We start from the raw sequence: 17,096 nt of genomic DNA on the forward strand, positions 1-17,096 counted from the left end.
CGGCCCGCGTGGGGCCTAGGACAGGCGTGCGGCGCCCTGCCAGACGACGTCGAAGGGGGTGCCGCAGGCGAGGCGCTGTTCGATGCCGTGGGTGACGAGCTCCTTGGCGGTCTCGACGGCATCCGCCACCTCCGCGCCTTTCGCGAGCTCAGCGGTAATCGCGGCAGCCAGGGTGCAGCCGGCGCCCGAGACGCGCTGCTCACCGATCTTCGGCCGGCGGAAGTGGGTGATGGAGGAGCCGTCCCACAGGACGTCGACGGCATCCTCTCCGGGCAGCTCTACTCCGCCCTTCGCGACGACGTAGGGAACTCCCTTGTCACCGATGCGGCGGGCCGCCTCCTCGAGATCGGAGACGGACTGGATGGACTCCATCCCAGAGAGCGTCGTGGCTTCAAAGACGTTGGGGGTGACGACGGTGGCCAGCGGGAGGATCTTCTCCCGGAGGGCATTGTCGGTGTCGAGGGCAGCACCCGGTTCCTGGCCCTTGCAGATGAGGACCGGGTCAACGACGAGGTGGCGCCAGGAGCGCTGGCGGAGGGCCTCGGCAACCACATCGATGGTCTCCGGGGTGCCGAGCATGCCGACCTTTGCCGTGTCCAGGACATCCTCACCGTGGCACGCGAGGGCGGCCTCGATCTGCTCGGCGATGATCTCCGGGGCGACGGGGTGGAAGCGGTGTGCCCAGGAATTCGCGGGGTCGAAGGCGACGATGCAACTCAGTGCGCCTGCGCCCACCACGCCCAGTTCCTGGAATGTTTTGAGATCAACTTGGAAGCCGGCCCCACCTGTGGCTTCAGAGCCGGCGACGACAAACGCGCGTGCTGGTACAGTCATTCTCGACATTCTACTCGTGGGGGATAGCATGGACACCACTACTAGTGAGGAGATTTCAACACACGATGACTATTCGCGATATTCGCCTGTTCGGTGACCCGGTTCTCACGACCAAGGCGGAGAAGGTCACGGAATTTGACCACTCGTTGAGCGTGCTCATCGATGACATGCTCGAGACCATGGATGCTGCTCAGGGCGTCGGGCTGGCGGCGAATCAGGTGGGTGTCACCCGCCGGGTCTTCGTCTTCGACTGCACCATGGATGGTGGCAGCCGCGGGCACATCGTCAACCCGGTGTGGGAGCCGCTGGGGCAGGACCTCCAGGACGGCCCGGAGGGCTGCCTGTCAATCCCGGACATCCAGGAGGATGTCGAGCGCTTCGACCGGGTCCGCGTGACCGGCCAGGACCGGGACGGCAACCCCATCGAGATGGAGGCCGAGGGCCTCATGGCCCGGTGCATCCAGCATGAGACGGACCACCTCGACGGCATCCTGTTCCTTCGCCGGCTCCGCCCCGAGGCGCGTCGCCGGGCGATGGCGGAGATCCGCGTCGCACCCTGGTTCAACAGCTAAACACCACTCTGGGGAAGGAGTGCCGGAAGGCATGCGTCTAGTTTTTGCAGGGACGCCGGAGCCCGCCGTCGTCGCGCTGCGCAGATTGATCGAGTCGGAGCACGAGGTCCTCGCGGTCCTCACCAGGCCCGACGCCCAGCGCGGGCGAGGCCGAAGCCTGCGCCCCTCGCCGGTGAAGGCCTGCGCGGAGGAGCATGGGATTGAGGTCCTTACTCCCCGAAGCCTCAAACCCGGCACTGAGGATGGTGAGCAGCTGCGTGAGCGCCTCCGCGAGCTTGCCCCGGACTGCCTCCCCGTCGTCGCCTATGGGCAGCTCATCACTCCCGATCTGCTGGATGTCGCCCCGCACGGCTGGGTGAACCTGCACTTTTCCCTGCTGCCTGCCTGGCGTGGGGCGGCGCCGGTGCAGGCGGCCATCGCTCACGGCGATGACATCACGGGGGCCTCCACCTTCCGCATCGAGGAGGGCCTGGACACGGGCCCGGTCTTCGGGACTGTCACGGAGCCGATCGGGCCGAAGGACACCGCCGATGACCTCCTCACCCGCCTCGCCTACTCGGGCGCGGATCTTCTCGCCGCGACGATGGATGGGCTCGACGCCGGCACGCTGGAGGCGCAGCCGCAGCGCGGAGAGGCCACCTATGCGGCCAAGATTGCCGTCGAGGATGCCCGCATCGACTGGAACGCGCCGGACTTCGACATTGACCGGAAGATCCGCGCCCACACCCCAGGCCCCGGCGCCTGGACGATGCTCGGGGAGTCTCGCCTGAAGATCGCCCCCGTGAGCAGGGAGGACGCCGTGCCGGAGTCGCTCGGTGAGCTTCGCCCGGGCCAGATCGGCCTGACCAAGAAGGACGTGTTTGTGGGTACCGCCACGCGCCCGGTCCGCCTCAGCGAGGTGCAAGCACCCGGCAAGCGTCGCATGGGTGCCCGCGACTGGGCCCGCGGCCTGCACACCGATGAGGAGCTGTGGCTGTCATGAGTGGTGGTTTTCGTTCCCGATCCCGGCGCTCGCCTCGGCGGGATGGGCGCTCGGAGGCCCAGGACCGTCGCAGCCCTGCCCAGCGCACCCAGGCGGTGCGCGCGGAGAAGAGGGGACGCGCCCTGGGCGTGGACAAGGCGCGGGCCGTGGCCTATGAGGTCATCCGCGCTGTTCACGCGGAGGATGCCTATGGCAACATCGCGCTCTCATCGCTTCTCAGAGATCGGCGGATGCATGGGCGGGATGCCGCCTTCGCGACGGAGATCACCTACGGGACCCTGCGCACCGAGGGGACGCTCGATCGCATCATCGAGCACTGCTCCTCCCGCCCGCTCCGGGACATTGATCCGCTGGTCCTCGACGCCCTGCGCCTCGGCGCCTATCAGCTGCTGTACACCAAGGTGGATGCCCACGCCGCCGTGGACACGAGCGTGACCATCGTCGGTTCCATGGCCTCTCAGCGGGTGCGGGGCTTTGCCAACGCGATTCTCCGCGAGATCTCTCGCCACCCACGTGAGTGGTGGCTGGACACGCTGTGCCCCGCGGGGGAGATCGATGCTCTTGCTTTTCGCTATCACCACCCGCGCTGGATCGCGGACTCTTTCTCCCGCGTCCTGGGTCTCGGTGACCTGGAGGCTGCCCTCGAGGCGGACTCTCAGCGCCCGACGGTCCACCTTGCCGCCCGGCCCGGGGAAATCACCGCCGAGGAGCTGGCGCTCAGCTGCGGCGGCGAGGTCGGTCGCTATTCGCCCTACGCGGTCTACCTTCCGGGCGGCGCGCCCGGGGATATCCCCGCCGTGAAAGAGGGCATGGCCGCGGTGCAGGACGAGGGCTCGCAGCTCATCGCCCGGGCTCTCGTCGAGGCCCCTCTCGAGGGCGACGACGGCGGCCGCTGGCTCGACCTCTGCGCGGGCCCCGGCGGCAAGGCGGCCCTCATGGGGGCGCTGGCCCGCATTGAGCAGGCGCACGTCGACGCGGTGGAGGTCTCCGAGCACCGGAGCACGCTCATCCGCCACGCCGTGACTGGGCTCCCCGTCACCGTCCACACGATGGATGGGCGTCACCCCGATCTGCCCGGCGGCTATGACCGGGTGCTCGTCGATGCGCCGTGCTCGGGCCTCGGCTCGCTGCGGCGCCGGCCGGAGGCCCGGTGGCGGAAGAAGGAGTCCGACATCGCGGAGCTTACTGCCCTGCAGTGGGAGCTCCTGAGCTCGGCGCTGAGACTGGTGCGCCCGGGTGGCGTCGTCGTCTATTCCACGTGTTCGCCTGACCTGCGGGAAACCCGCGATATCGTCGACCGCGCGGTGGCGGAGACCGGGGCGACGGAACTCAATGCCCAGGAGCTTCTGCCCGTCGCCATGCCCGGGGTAGGCGATCACCTCTCGGTGACCCTGTGGCCGCACCGCCATGGCACGGACGCCATGTTCTTTGCCGCACTTCGTCGGACAGACTAGTCCGGCTACACTAAACGGTATGAGTGCTGCCCCCATCATTGCGCCGTCGATCCTTGCTGCCGATTTCTCCCGCCTCGGCGAGGAGATCGCGCGGGTCCCGGAGGCCGATTGGATCCACGTGGACATCATGGATGGCCACTTTGTTCCCAACCTGTCCTTCGGACCAGGGATCACCGCCACTGTTGACCAGATCACGGACAAGGTTCTCGACGTCCACCTCATGATCGAGAACCCGGAGCGGTGGATTGAGACCTACGTCAAGGCGGGGGCAGACTGCATTATCTTCCACGTGGAGGCTGTCTCTGACGTGGTCAAGGTGGCCAAGCAGATCCGCAGCCACGGGGTGCGTGCTGGCTTCTCGCTGCGCCCGGGCACGCCGATTGAGCCCTACCTCCACGTCCTCGAACACGTCGATGAGGTGCTCGTCATGTCCGTGGAGCCGGGCTTCGGCGGGCAGTCCTTCATGCCGGATCAGCTGGATAAGGTCCGCACTCTCCGCGCCGTCATTGATGCCAACGGGCTCGATGTGACCATTGAGATCGACGGCGGGATCGGCGCCGCAACCATCGAGCAGGCTGCCGAGGCCGGGTGCGATGCCTTCGTGGCGGGCTCCGCCGTGTACGGTGCGGAGGACCCCAACGAGGAGATTCGGACCCTGCGTGCCCTCGCAGCGGGCGCCCGGAACGCTGAACACCATGACTAATCCCCCTACCGTGATGGCCGCCTTGGAGGCGGCCATCGCCGCGTCTGAGCAGGTTGTAGGGACGACGAGCCCGAACCCTCCCGTCGGGGCGGCCATCCTCTCCGCCGAGGGTGAACTCGTGGGAGTGGGCGCCACCCAACCGCCCGGCGGGCCCCACGCGGAAGTGATGGCCCTGCGCGCCGCGGGGGAGCGGGCGCGCGGGGGGACGGCCGTCGTCACCCTCGAGCCCTGCCATCACGTGGGGAGGACGGGACCGTGTAGCCATGCCCTCCTGGGGGCGGGTATCCGTACGCTCTACTACGCCCATGAGGACGCCACGCCCCCTGCCGCCGGCGGCGCGGAGTGGCTGCGCCAGCAGGGGATGGAGGTGCATCGGCTCGACGTCGAGGTGCCCACCCTGCGCCCGTGGCTGCGCGCGATGGCGCTCGGCCGGCCGCACGTCACGCTGAAGTGTGCGCAAACCCTCGATGGTTTCACCGCCGCGCCGGACGGCACGAGCCAGTGGATCACCGGGCTGGAGGCCCGCGCCTGGGTGCATCGGGACCGCGCCCGGCGCGATGCCATCATTATCGGCACGGGCACGGCGCTGGCCGATAACCCCTCCTTGACGGCGCGAACCCCGGAAGGGGAGCTGCTGGAGCGGCAGCCTCGCCGGGTGGTCATCGGGAGGCGGTCCCTCGATCCTGAGCGGACCAGCAACCTCCATCGTCTGGGTTTTGAGCAGTATGATTCGCCCGCGGCGGCGCTCGCGGCGCTCTGGGAGGAGGGTGCGCGGGATGTCCTCGTCGACGGCGGGGCCGGCCTTCTCACGAGCTTTCTCGAGGAGGGCCTGGCTGATGCCCTCCAGGTCTACGTCGCGCCGCTCCTTCTTGGTGAGGGGCGCGGGACGCTCTGCCGCCCCCTTGCCCGGACCCTCGCCGAGGCCACGCGACTGCACCAACGATCTCTCCATCAGGTGGGTGAGGACATCCTGTGGGAGCTCACCCTCGACCGGGACGAAGAAAGGAATCCCGCATGTTCACCGGAATAGTGACGGCCATCGGCAGCATCGAGGAGATCATCTCCGGCGAGGAGTCGATCCAGCTTCGCATCAAGGCCCCCGGGGTGCTCGACGACGCCCACCTCGGCGACTCCCTCGCGGTCAACGGCGTGTGCTTGACCGTGACGTCGACGGAGGGGGATACCTTCACTGCTGATTGCATGAAGCAGACCCTCGACCTCACGACGCTCGGAAGCCTCCAGCCGGGTGACCGCGTGAATATCGAGCCGGCCCTGGCCGTGGGCGGGAGGCTCGGTGGGCACATCGTCCAGGGGCATGTGGACACCACCGCGGAGCTGATCAGCCGGCAGCACACCGAGCAGTGGGACGTCCTGCGCTTCGCGCTGCCCGCCGCATACCGGCGCTATGTTGTCCCGCAGGGATCGATCGCGCTCAACGGCACCTCGCTCACCGTGAGCGCCGTGGGGGAGGACTGGTGTGAGGTCTCCCTCATCCCGACGACTCTCGCCGAGACCACCCATGGGGAACTGCAGGTCGGTGACCGGGTGAACGTCGAGGTCGATGTGCTCGGTAAATACGTGGAACGGCTGCTCTCCGCGGAGAGCTACCCCCGGCCGTTCGCTGAGGGAACGACTGACTAGGGTGGGCACGGTGAGAGAAGAACAGTCGAGTTCTGTGCGCTTAGACAGCGTCGAGGAGGCCATCGCCGATATCGCTGCTGGCCGGGCGGTGGTGGTCGTGGACGACGAGGGCCGCGAGAACGAGGGGGACCTCATCTTCGCGGCAGAGAAGGCCACCCCCGAGCTCGTGGCGTTCATGGTGCGATACACCTCCGGCTACATCTGCGTCCCCCTCGAGAGGGAGGACGCGGCGCGGCTCAACCTCCCGCCCATGGTGGCCCGCAACGAGGATGTTCGCGGCACCGCGTACACCATCACCGTCGACGCCGCGACCGGCACGACGGGCATCTCGGCGCGCTCCCGCTGCGAGACGATCCTGCGGCTGGCTAACCCGACGTCGACCCCCGGGGAGTTCACCCGGCCGGGGCACGTGGTGCCGCTGCAGGCGTGCCCGGGAGGCGTCCTCGTGCGTGATGGGCACACGGAGGCGAGCGTTGATCTCGCCCGCGCTGCCGGCTTGCGCCCGGCGGGGGTGCTCTGCGAGATCGTCAGCGAGAAGGACCCCACGGACATGGCCCGTGCCCCGGAGCTGCGCGCCTTCGCCGACCGCCATGGCCTGCATATGATCTCCATCGAGCAGCTCATTCACTGGCGCCGCGAGAACGAGATCCAGGTGGAGCGCGTGGCAGAGACGCGCCTTCCCACCGATTATGGCGAGTTTCGCGCGATCGGCTACCGCAACACCATCACGGGCCTGGAGCACATCGCCCTCGTCTGCGGTGATGTCAGCGCCCCCGATGCCGGGGACGTGTGGGTGCGCGTCCACTCGGAGTGCCTCACCGGGGACGTCTTTGGTTCCCGACGCTGCGATTGCGGCGAGCAGCTCCACGAGTCCATGCGGGCAATCCACAAGCGCGGCCGGGGCGTCATCGTCTACCTGCGCGGCCAGGAGGGACGCGGGATCGGCCTCATGGCGAAGCTGCGGGCCTATCGCCTCCAGGACGAGGGGGCGGACACCGTCGACGCGAACCTCGAACAGGGGCTGCCGGCGGATAGCCGGGAGTACTCGGCGGCCATCCAGATCGTTCGTGACCTGGGGATTCACTCTATTAAGCTCATGAGCAACAACCCCGATAAGCATCACGCCCTCCACGGGCACGGGGTGAGCGTGGCCGGCCGGGTTCCCATCGACCTGGAGCCCAATGAGGACAACATCCGTTATCTCAGGACGAAGCGCGATCGCATGGGGCATGACCTCCCCTCGGTGGCGCGCTGGGATGCGGCACATCTGCGGCATATCAAGGAGAAGCATGAGTAAAGAAGGCTTACCCGGAGTCCACTATGTTGACGCGACGGGGCTCAGCGTGGCCGTCGTGACGTCCTCGTGGAATGAGGAGATCTGCGGCCAGCTGCACCGTCGAGCCATCGAGACGGCGCGGGAGTGCCATGCGGACGTGAGCGCCTACCGCGTCATCGGGGCGCTGGAGTTGCCGGTCGTCGTCCAGGAGGCGGCGGAGGTCAACGACGCGGTGGTGGCGCTCGGCTGCGTTATCCAGGGCGGCACCCCGCACTTCGACTATGTCTGCGATTCTGTGACGCAGGGCCTCACCCGGATCGCGCTCGATAGCTCTACCCCCGTGGGCAATGGGGTGCTCACCACCTACACCGAGGAGCAGGCCCGGGAGCGCGCGGGATTCCCGGACTCCCTGGAGGACAAGGGTGCCGAGGCGATGATCGCCGCCCTCCACACGGCGTGTCTCCTCCGCGACATGCGCGATGAGTAAAGTAGGTCTACGTGACGAACAAGCCTGAAAAGAAGCCGACGAAGAGCTACTCCGTTTCCGACGCTGATCGCCAGGTGTACACCGCCGCCGATGCCGCGTTGACGACGACGAAGCCCTGGGAGTTCGAGGCCTCGTCCCCGGCCCTCCGCGTGGTGGCGATCGTGCTGGCGGTGGTGGTGCTGGCGGTGCACCTGGGGATGTCGCTCGTCGTGGACAAGGGGAGCACGGGTTTGGCCCTCACTGCGGTGGATAAGTGGGCCTTCTTGGGGGTTGGTATCGTCATCGCGATTCTCGCTCTGCTGGCCTTCCTCCGCCCGCGCGTGCGCGCGAACGAGGATGGGGTGCAGGTGCGCAACATCATCGGCACCCGTTTCTACCCGTGGTCGGTGATCTACGGGCTGCGCTTCCCCAAGGGCAGCCGGATGGCACTGCTGGAGCTTCCTGACTTTGAGTATGTTCCCCTGTGGGCCATCCAGTCGATGGACGGGGTGCGAGCGATCAAAGCGGTCGAGGAGTTCCGCCGCCTGGAGTCCGCCTACATGCCGAAGGAGTGATGAGCCTCCGTCGTGGCTGATCCACAGACCTACCGCCCAGCTGCCGGAACCATTCCGACGCAGCCGGGCGTCTATAAGTTTCGCGACCCCGAGCGACGGGTCATCTACGTGGGCAAGGCGAAGAACCTTCGCGCCCGCCTCTCCAATTACTTCCAGGACGTCACCCAGCTGCACCCCCGCACCCGGCAGATGGTCTTTCACGCCTCCAGCGTGGAGTGGACCGTGGTGGCCAGCGAGGTGGAGGCCCTCCAGCTGGAATACACCTGGATTAAGAAGTTCGATCCCCGCTACAACGTCAAGTACCGCGATGATAAGACCTATCCCTCGCTTGCGGTCTCTGTGCGGGAGCGCTTTCCCCGCGCGTTCTTCTATCGGGGGCCCCGCCGTCGAGGAGTGCGCTACTTCGGGCCCTATTCCCACGCCTGGGCGGTCCGCGAAACCCTCGACCTGCTCACCCGCGTCTTCCCCATGCGCACGTGCTCCGCGGGGGTTCTGCACCGGCACGAGACGCTCGGGCGTCCCTGCCTGCTCGGTTATATCGACAAGTGCGCGGCGCCGTGCGTCGGTCGCGTGAGCGAGGAGGAGCACCGCCAGATCGTCGACGGCCTCGTGTCCTTCATGTCCGGCCGGACCGACGCCGTCACCCGCTCGCTCACCCGGGACATGGAGAAGGCCGCGGAGGAACTGGACTTTGAACGGGCCGCCCGGCTGCGCGATGACCTCCACGCCATCCACAAGGTTATGGAGCAGCAGGCCGTCGTGCTGGGGGATGGGACCGACGCCGACCTCATCGGGATCTGCTCGGATGAGCTCGAGGCCTCGGTGCAGATCTTCCAGGTGCGCGAAGGGCGGATTCGCGCCCAGCGCGGCTGGGTGGTGGAAAAGGCAGGGGACCAGGCCACCGATACCGGCCCCGTGCCCGAGGGGGAGCAGGACCCCGCCCTGCCGGCCCTCGTCCAGAACTTCCTCCTGCAGTTTTATGGTGACGCCATCGAGCGCGCCGCCGCCGAGGCTCAGGAGGATGAGGAGCTCATCGAGCGCCGAGGTGTGGACCACGAGTCCCACGAGCAGCACGCGCGGACCCACGTCATCCCGCGCGAGATCCTTGTCCCCGTGCTGCCCACGGACACCGAGGACATCCGCGCCTGGTTGAGCGAGCGCCGCGGCGCCGCCGTGGACCTGCGCGTCCCCCAGCGCGGGGACAAACGAGCGCTGGCTGACACCGTCGAGAACAATGCCCGCGAGGCCCTCAAGCAGCACAAGCTGCGTCGAATCGGGGACCTCACGGCGCGCTCGGCGGCGCTGCAGGATATTCAGGACGCGCTGGAGATGGACGCGGCTCCGCTGCGCATTGAGTGCACCGATATCTCCCACATCCAGGGCACGGACGTGGTGGCCTCACTCGTGGTCTTTGAGGACGGGGCGCCGAAGAAGGCGGACTACCGCCGCTACCGCATCAAGGAGGCCGCGGGCGAGGGGCACTCCAACGATGTCGCCTCCATCGCGGAGGTGACGCGGCGGCGCTTCCTCCGCTACACGAAGGACAAGCTCGCGGTCCCGGAGGCCGAGGAGTTCGACGGCAGCACCTTCAGCGACGAGCGCGTGGAGGAAATGTCCACCGATCACCGCCGCTTCGCCTATGCCCCGCAGCTCTTCATCGTCGACGGCGGGGCGCCCCAGGTGAACGCCGCCCAGGATGTTCTCGACGAGCTGGGGGTGCACGACGTCGTCCTCATCGGGTTGGCGAAGCGACTGGAGGAGGTCTGGCTGCCCGGCGAGGAGGAGCCGCTTATTCTGCCGCGCCAGTCCCAGGGCCTCTACCTGCTCCAACACATCCGCGATGAGGCCCACCGCTTCGCCATCACCTACCACCGACAGCAGCGCAGCAAGCGCATGCGCCACTCCCAGCTGGATTCCATCCCGGGGTTGGGCGCCTCGAGGCGCAGTGCTCTTGTCCAGCACTTTGGGTCGGTGGCGCGGCTGAAGAAGGCGAGCGTGGAGGACATCGCTGAGGTTAAGGGCTTTGGCCCTGTGCTGGCGGAGAAGGTCTGGCGCGCCCTTCACCCCGAATCCGCTGCTCGTGACGGGGCGGCCTCCTGAGTGAGGGCGGGCGGGAGGGCTCATGTCCGGGCTGCCCGTTAGGATAGTGGGCATGACCAACAGCCAGCAGGATCACCCTGTCCGGGACACCCGTTTCAGCCAACCTCCCGTCCTTATCACCGGGATGTCGGGCGCCGGTTTGAGCAGCGCGGCGCGCGTGATGGAGGATCACGGCTGGTATGTGTCCCACAACCTGCCCTCCCAGCTCATCCTCGATCTCCTTGAGCTCTGCGCGCGGGAGGACTCGCCCGTGGACCGGGTGGCTGTGGTGACGGACGTCCGGGCGCGCATGTTCCCGGGCAGTATGCTCCAGACTCTCGACGAGCTCCGCGCGCGCGGCCTGGGCCCCACGATCCTCTTCCTTGAGGCTCGCGACGACGTGCTCATCAAGCGCTTCGACTCCGTCCGCCGGGTGCACCCGCTCCAGGCGGGGGACACCCTCAACGAGGGGATTCACCGCGAGCGGCTCTCCGTCTCGGAGATCAAGGAGTGCGCGGACATCGTCATTGACACTTCCGATCTCTCCGTGCACGACCTGCGCCGAGCCATTGAGCAGAGCTTCGCCACGATGCAGCGCGGCCACCAGCACGTCACGGTGCAATCCTTCGGCTTCAAGCACGGGGCCCCGCCGGACAGTGACGTCACGGTCGACGTCCGATTCCTCCCGAACCCCTATTGGGTGCCTGAGCTGCGCCGTTTCCGGGGCACGGATGAAGCCGTCTCGGACTACGTGCTCAGCCAGGAGGGGGCCGAGCCCTTCATCCGGGACCTCCTCTCGATGTTCGACACCATGCGCCCCGGCTACCGCCACGAGGGGAAGAACTTCATCACCCTCTCCGTCGGCTGCACGGGTGGGCACCACCGCTCGGTCGCGGTCGCGGAGGAGGTGGGCCGCCGCCTGCGCATGATCGACGGCCTGGACGTCAACGTCGTCCACCGGGACATTGCTCGACACTAGGAAGGCGGCTGAGTTTTCATCATGGTTGAGCATTCCTCTTCTTCTGCCCTGCCCTCCTCACTGCGCAGCATGGCGTGTCTGGGCGGCGGGCACGGCCTGTACCAGACTCTCTGCGCGGCACGTTTGTGTTCGCCGGAGACCATCTCCGCGGTGGTGACCGTCGCCGACGACGGCGGATCCTCCGGCCGGCTGCGTCGAGAACTCTCCCAGATCCCGCCGGGGGACCTGCGCATGGCCCTCGCCGCCCTCGCCGGAGACGACGAACGCGGCCAGCTCTGGGCGCGCACCCTTCAGCACCGCTTCGGTGGGCACGGGGCTCTCGCCGGGCATGCCGTCGGCAACCTCATGATCGCCGGCCTCAACGAGGTCCTTGGCGATGAACTCGCCGCCCTCGACGCCATTGGGGAGCTCACCGGCTCCGCCGGCCGAGTCTTCCCCGTGTGCACGGAGCCGCTGGACATGGAGGCTGACGTCTCTGGCCTCGACGAGGATCCGCGCATCATGCGCACCGTGCGCGGCCAGGTGGCGGTGGCCTCCACGGTGGGCCAGGTGCGCCGCGTGCGGATCATTCCGGACCGGCCGGTGGCCTGCCAGGAGGCGCTCGCGGCTATCGGGGAGTGCGATCTTCTCACGCTGGGGCCGGGCTCGTGGTTCTCCAGCGTCATCCCGCACCTCCTCATCCCCTCGGTGGTGGAGGCCATTTCTGCGAGCCCCGCGCTCAAGGTCGTGATCCTCAACCTCACCCCGGAGGCGGGTGAGACCTCGGGCTTCACGGCGGAGCGCCACATTCACATGCTCACCCAGCATGCGCCGAGACTCCAGGTGGATCGGATTCTCATCGATGAGGACGTGGTGACCTCCCCGAGCGAGCGCAGCCACGTCGAGCGCGCCGCGCGTGCCTTGGGCGCCACCGTGTCCTATGCGCCGGTGCGCGAAGAGGATGATCGGGGTCGGTTTACGGACCGGCACTGCCCGCAGCGCTTGTCGGATGCGCTGCGCCGGATCTGGACGGAGTGGAGCGAGGAGAAGAGCGAGGGGAGGACGTCATGACGTTGACGACGCAGGTGATTGACGAGCTCGTGAAGGTGAGGCCGCCGCAGCAGTCGGCGCGGGCGGCGGAGATCGCGGCGCTCATCCGCTTCGCGGGGAGCGTCGATGTGGTCCAGGGTGCCGTCGAGGTGAGCGCGGAGTTTTCGCGCGCGGCCGCCGCCGAGCGCCTCGTGAGCCTCATCCGCGATTTCCTCGATATTCCCTGCGCCCTCCGGGGCCTGCCGGGGCATTCTCACGAGCGTCGCGACCCCGCCTATCGGGTGGAGGTCTCGGACCGCAGCACGGAACTTGTCCGCAAGCTGGGGCTGGTGACCCGGGCGGGGCACCGGGTGATCGGCCTGCCCCCTCAGGTCATCTCCGGGGACATCGTTGACATCGAGGCGGCCTGGCGCGGAGCATTTATCGCCTCCGGCACGCTCGTGGAGCCGGGCCGGAGCACGAGCATCGAGGTGAACGCCCCGTGCATGGAGGCGGGCCTGGCGCTGGTGGGCTGCGCGCGGCGCCTGGGCATGAGTGCCAAGCCGCGGGAGAGTCGCGGGATCGACAAGGTCCTGGTGAAAGAGCCCGACGCCATCGGCGCGCTTCTTAGCCGCATGGGTGCCCACGTCACCCGCATGGTCTGGGAGGAGAAGCTGCGCAGCCGTGAGAGCCACAACCAGGCTCGGCTGACCAATTTCGACGACGCCAACCTGCGCCGTTCCGCCCGGGCGGCGGAGGTCGCCGCAGCGCGAGTAACCCGGGCCCTCGACATTCTTGGCGAGGATGTGCCGGAGCACCTTGCGGAGGCCGGCTATCTGCGGATCCAGCATCAGGATGCCTCGCTCGAGGAGCTGGGTCGCCTATCCGACCCTCAGCTGACTAAGGATGCCGTGGCGGGACGGATCCGTAGGCTCCTCTCCATGGCGGACCGTCACGCCGCCGACATGGGCATTCCCGACACGAGGGCGGCCGTTCCCCGCGACTAATCCGGCAATGTGTGCAGCATCACATCCCGCCGTAGGGGCGCCGCGCGCCACGAGATCCTTTGGGGGTGCAGAGGATGTTTCTTGGGGTGGAGACACTCCATTCGGGGGTAAATGGACGTAAGGGTGGGGGAGAAGGGGGCGTTCGCCCAGGGGAAACTGTGGGGATTGCGAGCGGAGGCGCCCGTTCGTGCCCGTTCCTGTTGGAATCTATGGGGATATGTGGAGAAAATCCCATGCACGTTCTCTCTCGCGTCGGTACACTTCAGGGCGTGAGGGAGTTCGGCTCCCCCAGAAAGAGAAACCCGAGACAGAGGAGATCTACTGTGACCACTCGCGTCGGTATTAATGGCTTTGGCCGCATCGGCCGTAACTTCTTCCGGGCCGTGCTGCAGCGCAGCGATGACCTCGAGGTTGTCGCGGTCAACGACCTCACCGACAACAAGACCCTTGCCACCCTCCTCAAGTACGACTCCATCCTTGGCAAGCTGAGCGAGGATGTCGAGTTCGACGAGGAATCCATCACCGTGGGTGGGAAGCGTATCGCGGTTTCTGCTGAGCGCGACCCGCAGAACCTCGACTGGAGCGCCCACGAGGTTGACGTCGTCATCGAGTCCACCGGCTTCTTCACCGATGCCAACGCTGCGAAGGCTCACCTCGGCGGCACCGTGAAGAAGGTCATCATTTCCGCTCCGGCGAAGAACGAGGACGCCACCTTCGTTTACAACGTCAACCACCAGGACTACGACCCGGAGAAGCACAACGTCATCTCCGGTGCCTCCTGCACCACGAACTGCCTGGCCCCGATGGCCAAGGTCCTCAACGACAAGTTCGGCATCGAGCGTGGCCTCATGACCACCGTTCACGCCTACACCGGTGACCAGCGTCTGCACGATGCTCCGCACAAGGACCTCCGTCGTGCCCGCGCCGCCGCTGTGAACATCGTCCCGACCTCCACCGGTGCTGCCAAGGCTGTCGCTCTGGTTCTCCCGGAGCTCAAGGGCAAGCTCGACGGCTACGCTCTGCGCGTCCCGGTCATCACCGGCTCCGCCACTGACCTCACCTTCACCGCCTCCAAGGAGGTCACGGTGGAGGAAGTCAACGCCGCCATCAAGGAGGCTGCTGCTGGTGAGATGGGCGAGACCCTCGGCTACAGCGAGGATCCGCTGGTGTCCCACGACATCGTCACCGACTCCCACGGCTCCATCTTCGACGCCGGCCTGACCAAGGTCATCGGCAACCAGGTCAAGGTTGTGTCCTGGTACGACAACGAGTGGGGCTACACCTGCCAGCTGCTCCGTCTGACCGAGCTGGTTGCTTCCAAGCTCTAATCCATCACCGTCAACGACAGTGATGACGATGTACCGCGACCCGGGAAGGGAGATGATCCTGCCCCGCGTCGCGGTATATCTCTACCTCAACCTTTAGTGATTCAAGGAGTTACTGAGAACATGGCTCTCCACAAGCTTCAGGATTTGCTGGATGAGGGCGTCGAGTCCCGCCACATTCTGGTGCGCTCGGATTTCAACGTCCCGCTCAACGACGCCGGTGAGATCACCGATCCGGGTCGTATTACTGCCTCCCTGCCCACCCTCAAGGCGCTCATCGAGGGCGGCGCGAAGGTCATCGTCATGGCGCACCTCGGCCGCCCGAAGGGTGAGGTCAACCCGAAGTTCTCCCTCAAGCCGGTCGCTGAGGCCCTGAGTGAGGCCCTCGGGCAGTACGTCGCCCTCGCGAGCGACGTCGTCGGCGAGGATGCCCACGAGCGCGCCAACGGCCTCAACGATGGTGACGTCCTCCTGCTTGAGAACGTCCGCTTCGACCCGCGCGAGACCTCCAAGAAGGAGGAGGAGCGCGCCGAATTCGCTGATCAGCTCGTCGCTCTCGCTGCTGATCGCGGCGCCTTCGTCTCCGATGGTTTCGGCGTTGTCCACCGCGCCCAGACCTCCGTCTACGACGTTGCCCGTCGTCTCCCGGCCTACGCCGGCAAACTCGTCGAGAAGGAGGTGTCCGTCCTCCACAACGTGGCAACTCAGCCGGAGAAGCCCTACGTCGTCGCTCTCGGCGGATCCAAGGTCTCCGACAAGCTCGGCGTCATCGAGGCCCTTGCTGGCAAGGCTGACCACCTCATCATCGGTGGCGGCATGTGCTACACCTTCCTCAAGGCTCAGGGCCACGACGTCCAGAATTCCCTCCTCCAGGAGGAAATGGTGGACACCTGCCGCGACCTGCTCGAGCGCTACGGGGACAAGATCGTTCTCCCCGTCGACCTCATCGCCGCGGAGAAATTCGACGCTCAGGCGGAGAACAAGGTCGTTGACCTCGACGGCATCCCGGAGGGCTGGATGTCCCTCGACGTGGGCCCGGAGACCGTGAAGGTCTTCGCCGACGTTCTCTCCACCTCCAAGACCGTGTTCTGGAATGGCCCGATGGGCGTGTTCGAGATGGAGGCTTTCGCCGAGGGCACCCGCGGCCTGGCGCAGGCCATCATCGACGCCACCCGCACCAATGGCTGCTTCTCCGTCGTCGGCGGTGGCGACTCCGCCGCATCGGTCCGCACCCTGGGCCTTGACGAGGACGGCTTCTCCCACATCTCCACCGGCGGCGGTGCCTCCCTCGAGTTCCTCGAGGGCAAGGAGCTGCCCGGCGTCGCTGTTCTGCAGGTTTAAGACTGGCTGAAGAGAAAGGACTTTCCTGTCATGGCACGTAAACCGCTTATCGCTGGCAACTGGAAGATGAACCTCGATCACCTCGAGGCCATGAAGTCCGTGCAGAAGCTGGCCTTCACCCTGCCCAAGGAGTACTACGAGAAGGTCGACGTGGCGCTCACGGTGCCCTTCACGGACATCCGCTCCGTGCAGACCCTCGTCGAAGGCGACAAGCTGCAGATCACCTACGGTGCGCAGGACGTCTCGACCCACGAGTCCGGCGCCTACACCGGTGAGGTCTCCGCGCAGATGCTCTCCCGACTGGGCTGCACCTGGGTGGTCGTCGGCCACTCCGAGCGTCGTCAGTACCACCACGAGACGGACGAGCTCGTCGCTGAGAAGGCCAAGGCCGCGCTGGACAAGGGCATGAGCCCCATCGTCTGCGTGGGCGAGGCCCTCGAGATCCGCGAGAAGGGGGAGCACGTCTCCTTCGTGACCGAGCAGACCCGCGCCTCCCTCGCCGGCCTTAGCGCCGAGGAGCTCTCCCGGACCGTCATCGCCTACGAGCCCGTCTGGGCGATCGGCACCGGCAAGGTGGCCTCCGCTGAGGACGCCCAGGAGGTGTGCCACGCGATCCGCGGCGTCATCGCCGAGATCGCGAACGAGGAGGTGGCCCAGGGCATGCGGATCCTCTACGGCGGTTCCGTGAAGGCCGAGACGGTGGCGGACATCGTCGGCCAGCCCGATGTCGACGGCGGCCTCGTCGGTGGGGCCTCCCTCGATGGGGAAGCGTTCGCCAAGCTCGCGGCCAATGCCGCAGGCCCGCTGGCATAAGCTATCCTCTTAGTTTCACCTTCGTCCGACGGCGCCGGGTG

17 protein-coding genes are annotated in these 17,096 nt (G+C 67.0%); 16 read left to right on the plus strand and 1 reads right to left on the minus strand.

The window, feature by feature from the left end; all coding sequences use genetic code 11:
* Positions 1 to 15: 15 nt before the first annotated feature.
* Positions 16 to 834, minus strand: coding sequence for a bifunctional hydroxymethylpyrimidine kinase/phosphomethylpyrimidine kinase (gene thiD / locus L1O03_RS05185; RefSeq protein ID WP_236118364.1), 819 nt, complete (start codon positions 832 to 834; stop codon positions 16 to 18).
* Positions 835 to 899: 65 nt separating this feature from the next.
* On the opposite strand from thiD, the gene def reads away from it, so the two are divergent.
* The 16 genes from def (at position 900) to tpiA (ending at position 17,055) form a co-directional block, all read left to right on the plus strand.
* Complete coding sequence (gene def / locus L1O03_RS05190; protein ID WP_236118365.1) at positions 900 to 1,406, plus strand: peptide deformylase; 507 nt, start codon at positions 900 to 902, stop codon at positions 1,404 to 1,406.
* Positions 1,407 to 1,437: 31 nt separating this feature from the next.
* Entirely contained in the window at positions 1,438 to 2,388 is a 951-nt protein-coding gene (gene fmt / locus L1O03_RS05195; RefSeq protein ID WP_236118366.1) for a methionyl-tRNA formyltransferase, read from the plus strand.
* Positions 2,385 to 3,842 carry an RsmB/NOP family class I SAM-dependent RNA methyltransferase gene (locus tag L1O03_RS05200; RefSeq protein ID WP_236118367.1) on the plus strand — a complete coding sequence of 486 codons (1,458 nt, stop codon included), beginning with the start codon at positions 2,385 to 2,387 and terminating at the stop codon, positions 3,840 to 3,842. Before fmt ends, L1O03_RS05200 begins: the two co-directional genes overlap by 4 nt.
* 19 nt (positions 3,843 to 3,861) lie before the next feature.
* Positions 3,862 to 4,545, plus strand: coding sequence for a ribulose-phosphate 3-epimerase (rpe, locus tag L1O03_RS05205; protein ID WP_236118368.1), 684 nt, complete (start codon positions 3,862 to 3,864; stop codon positions 4,543 to 4,545).
* Positions 4,538 to 5,575: a bifunctional diaminohydroxyphosphoribosylaminopyrimidine deaminase/5-amino-6-(5-phosphoribosylamino)uracil reductase RibD gene (ribD, locus tag L1O03_RS05210; protein WP_236118369.1), complete on the plus strand. Its 1,038-nt coding sequence runs from the start codon at positions 4,538 to 4,540 to the stop codon at positions 5,573 to 5,575. Before rpe ends, ribD begins: the two co-directional genes overlap by 8 nt.
* Positions 5,560 to 6,186 carry a riboflavin synthase gene (locus L1O03_RS05215; RefSeq protein WP_236118370.1) on the plus strand — a complete coding sequence of 209 codons (627 nt, stop codon included), beginning with the start codon at positions 5,560 to 5,562 and terminating at the stop codon, positions 6,184 to 6,186. The genes ribD and L1O03_RS05215 overlap by 16 nt, the downstream gene beginning before the upstream one ends.
* Positions 6,167 to 7,483 carry a bifunctional 3,4-dihydroxy-2-butanone-4-phosphate synthase/GTP cyclohydrolase II gene (locus L1O03_RS05220; protein WP_275949259.1) on the plus strand — a complete coding sequence of 439 codons (1,317 nt, stop codon included), beginning with the start codon at positions 6,167 to 6,169 and terminating at the stop codon, positions 7,481 to 7,483. The genes L1O03_RS05215 and L1O03_RS05220 overlap by 20 nt, the downstream gene beginning before the upstream one ends.
* Entirely contained in the window at positions 7,476 to 7,949 is a 474-nt protein-coding gene (ribH, locus tag L1O03_RS05225) for a 6,7-dimethyl-8-ribityllumazine synthase (RefSeq protein WP_236118372.1), read from the plus strand. The genes L1O03_RS05220 and ribH overlap by 8 nt, the downstream gene beginning before the upstream one ends.
* Positions 7,950 to 7,960: 11 nt before the next feature.
* Entirely contained in the window at positions 7,961 to 8,503 is a 543-nt protein-coding gene (locus tag L1O03_RS05230) for a PH domain-containing protein (RefSeq protein ID WP_236118373.1), read from the plus strand.
* 12 nt (positions 8,504 to 8,515) lie between these two features.
* Positions 8,516 to 10,603, plus strand: coding sequence for an excinuclease ABC subunit UvrC (gene uvrC, locus L1O03_RS05235; protein ID WP_236118374.1), 2,088 nt, complete (start codon positions 8,516 to 8,518; stop codon positions 10,601 to 10,603).
* 52 nt (positions 10,604 to 10,655) lie between these two features.
* Positions 10,656 to 11,561 carry an RNase adapter RapZ gene (gene rapZ, locus L1O03_RS05240; protein ID WP_236118375.1) on the plus strand — a complete coding sequence of 302 codons (906 nt, stop codon included), beginning with the start codon at positions 10,656 to 10,658 and terminating at the stop codon, positions 11,559 to 11,561.
* Between the two features lie 21 nt (positions 11,562 to 11,582).
* Positions 11,583 to 12,611, plus strand: a complete 1,029-nt coding sequence (locus tag L1O03_RS05245; protein WP_275949256.1) for a gluconeogenesis factor YvcK family protein — start codon at positions 11,583 to 11,585, stop codon at positions 12,609 to 12,611.
* Positions 12,608 to 13,576, plus strand: a complete 969-nt coding sequence (gene whiA / locus L1O03_RS05250; RefSeq protein ID WP_236118376.1) for a DNA-binding protein WhiA — start codon at positions 12,608 to 12,610, stop codon at positions 13,574 to 13,576. Before L1O03_RS05245 ends, whiA begins: the two co-directional genes overlap by 4 nt.
* Positions 13,577 to 13,899: 323 nt before the next feature.
* Positions 13,900 to 14,904 carry a type I glyceraldehyde-3-phosphate dehydrogenase gene (gene gap, locus L1O03_RS05255; protein ID WP_236118377.1) on the plus strand — a complete coding sequence of 335 codons (1,005 nt, stop codon included), beginning with the start codon at positions 13,900 to 13,902 and terminating at the stop codon, positions 14,902 to 14,904.
* Positions 14,905 to 15,024: 120 nt separating this feature from the next.
* The gene (locus tag L1O03_RS05260) at positions 15,025 to 16,242 is read left to right on the plus strand and encodes a phosphoglycerate kinase (protein WP_236118378.1); all 1,218 of its coding nucleotides are present in this window, start codon (positions 15,025 to 15,027) and stop codon (positions 16,240 to 16,242) included.
* A gap of 30 nt (positions 16,243 to 16,272) precedes the next feature.
* Positions 16,273 to 17,055 (plus strand): triose-phosphate isomerase, encoded by a 783-nt coding sequence (tpiA, locus tag L1O03_RS05265; protein ID WP_236118379.1) that lies wholly within the window; start codon positions 16,273 to 16,275, stop codon positions 17,053 to 17,055.
* The last annotated feature ends 41 nt before the right edge of the window (positions 17,056 to 17,096 follow it).

The sequence above is a fragment of the Corynebacterium uropygiale genome (assembly GCF_021568315.1).
GTDB classification, from domain to species: Bacteria; Actinomycetota; Actinomycetes; order Mycobacteriales; family Mycobacteriaceae; genus Corynebacterium; species Corynebacterium uropygiale.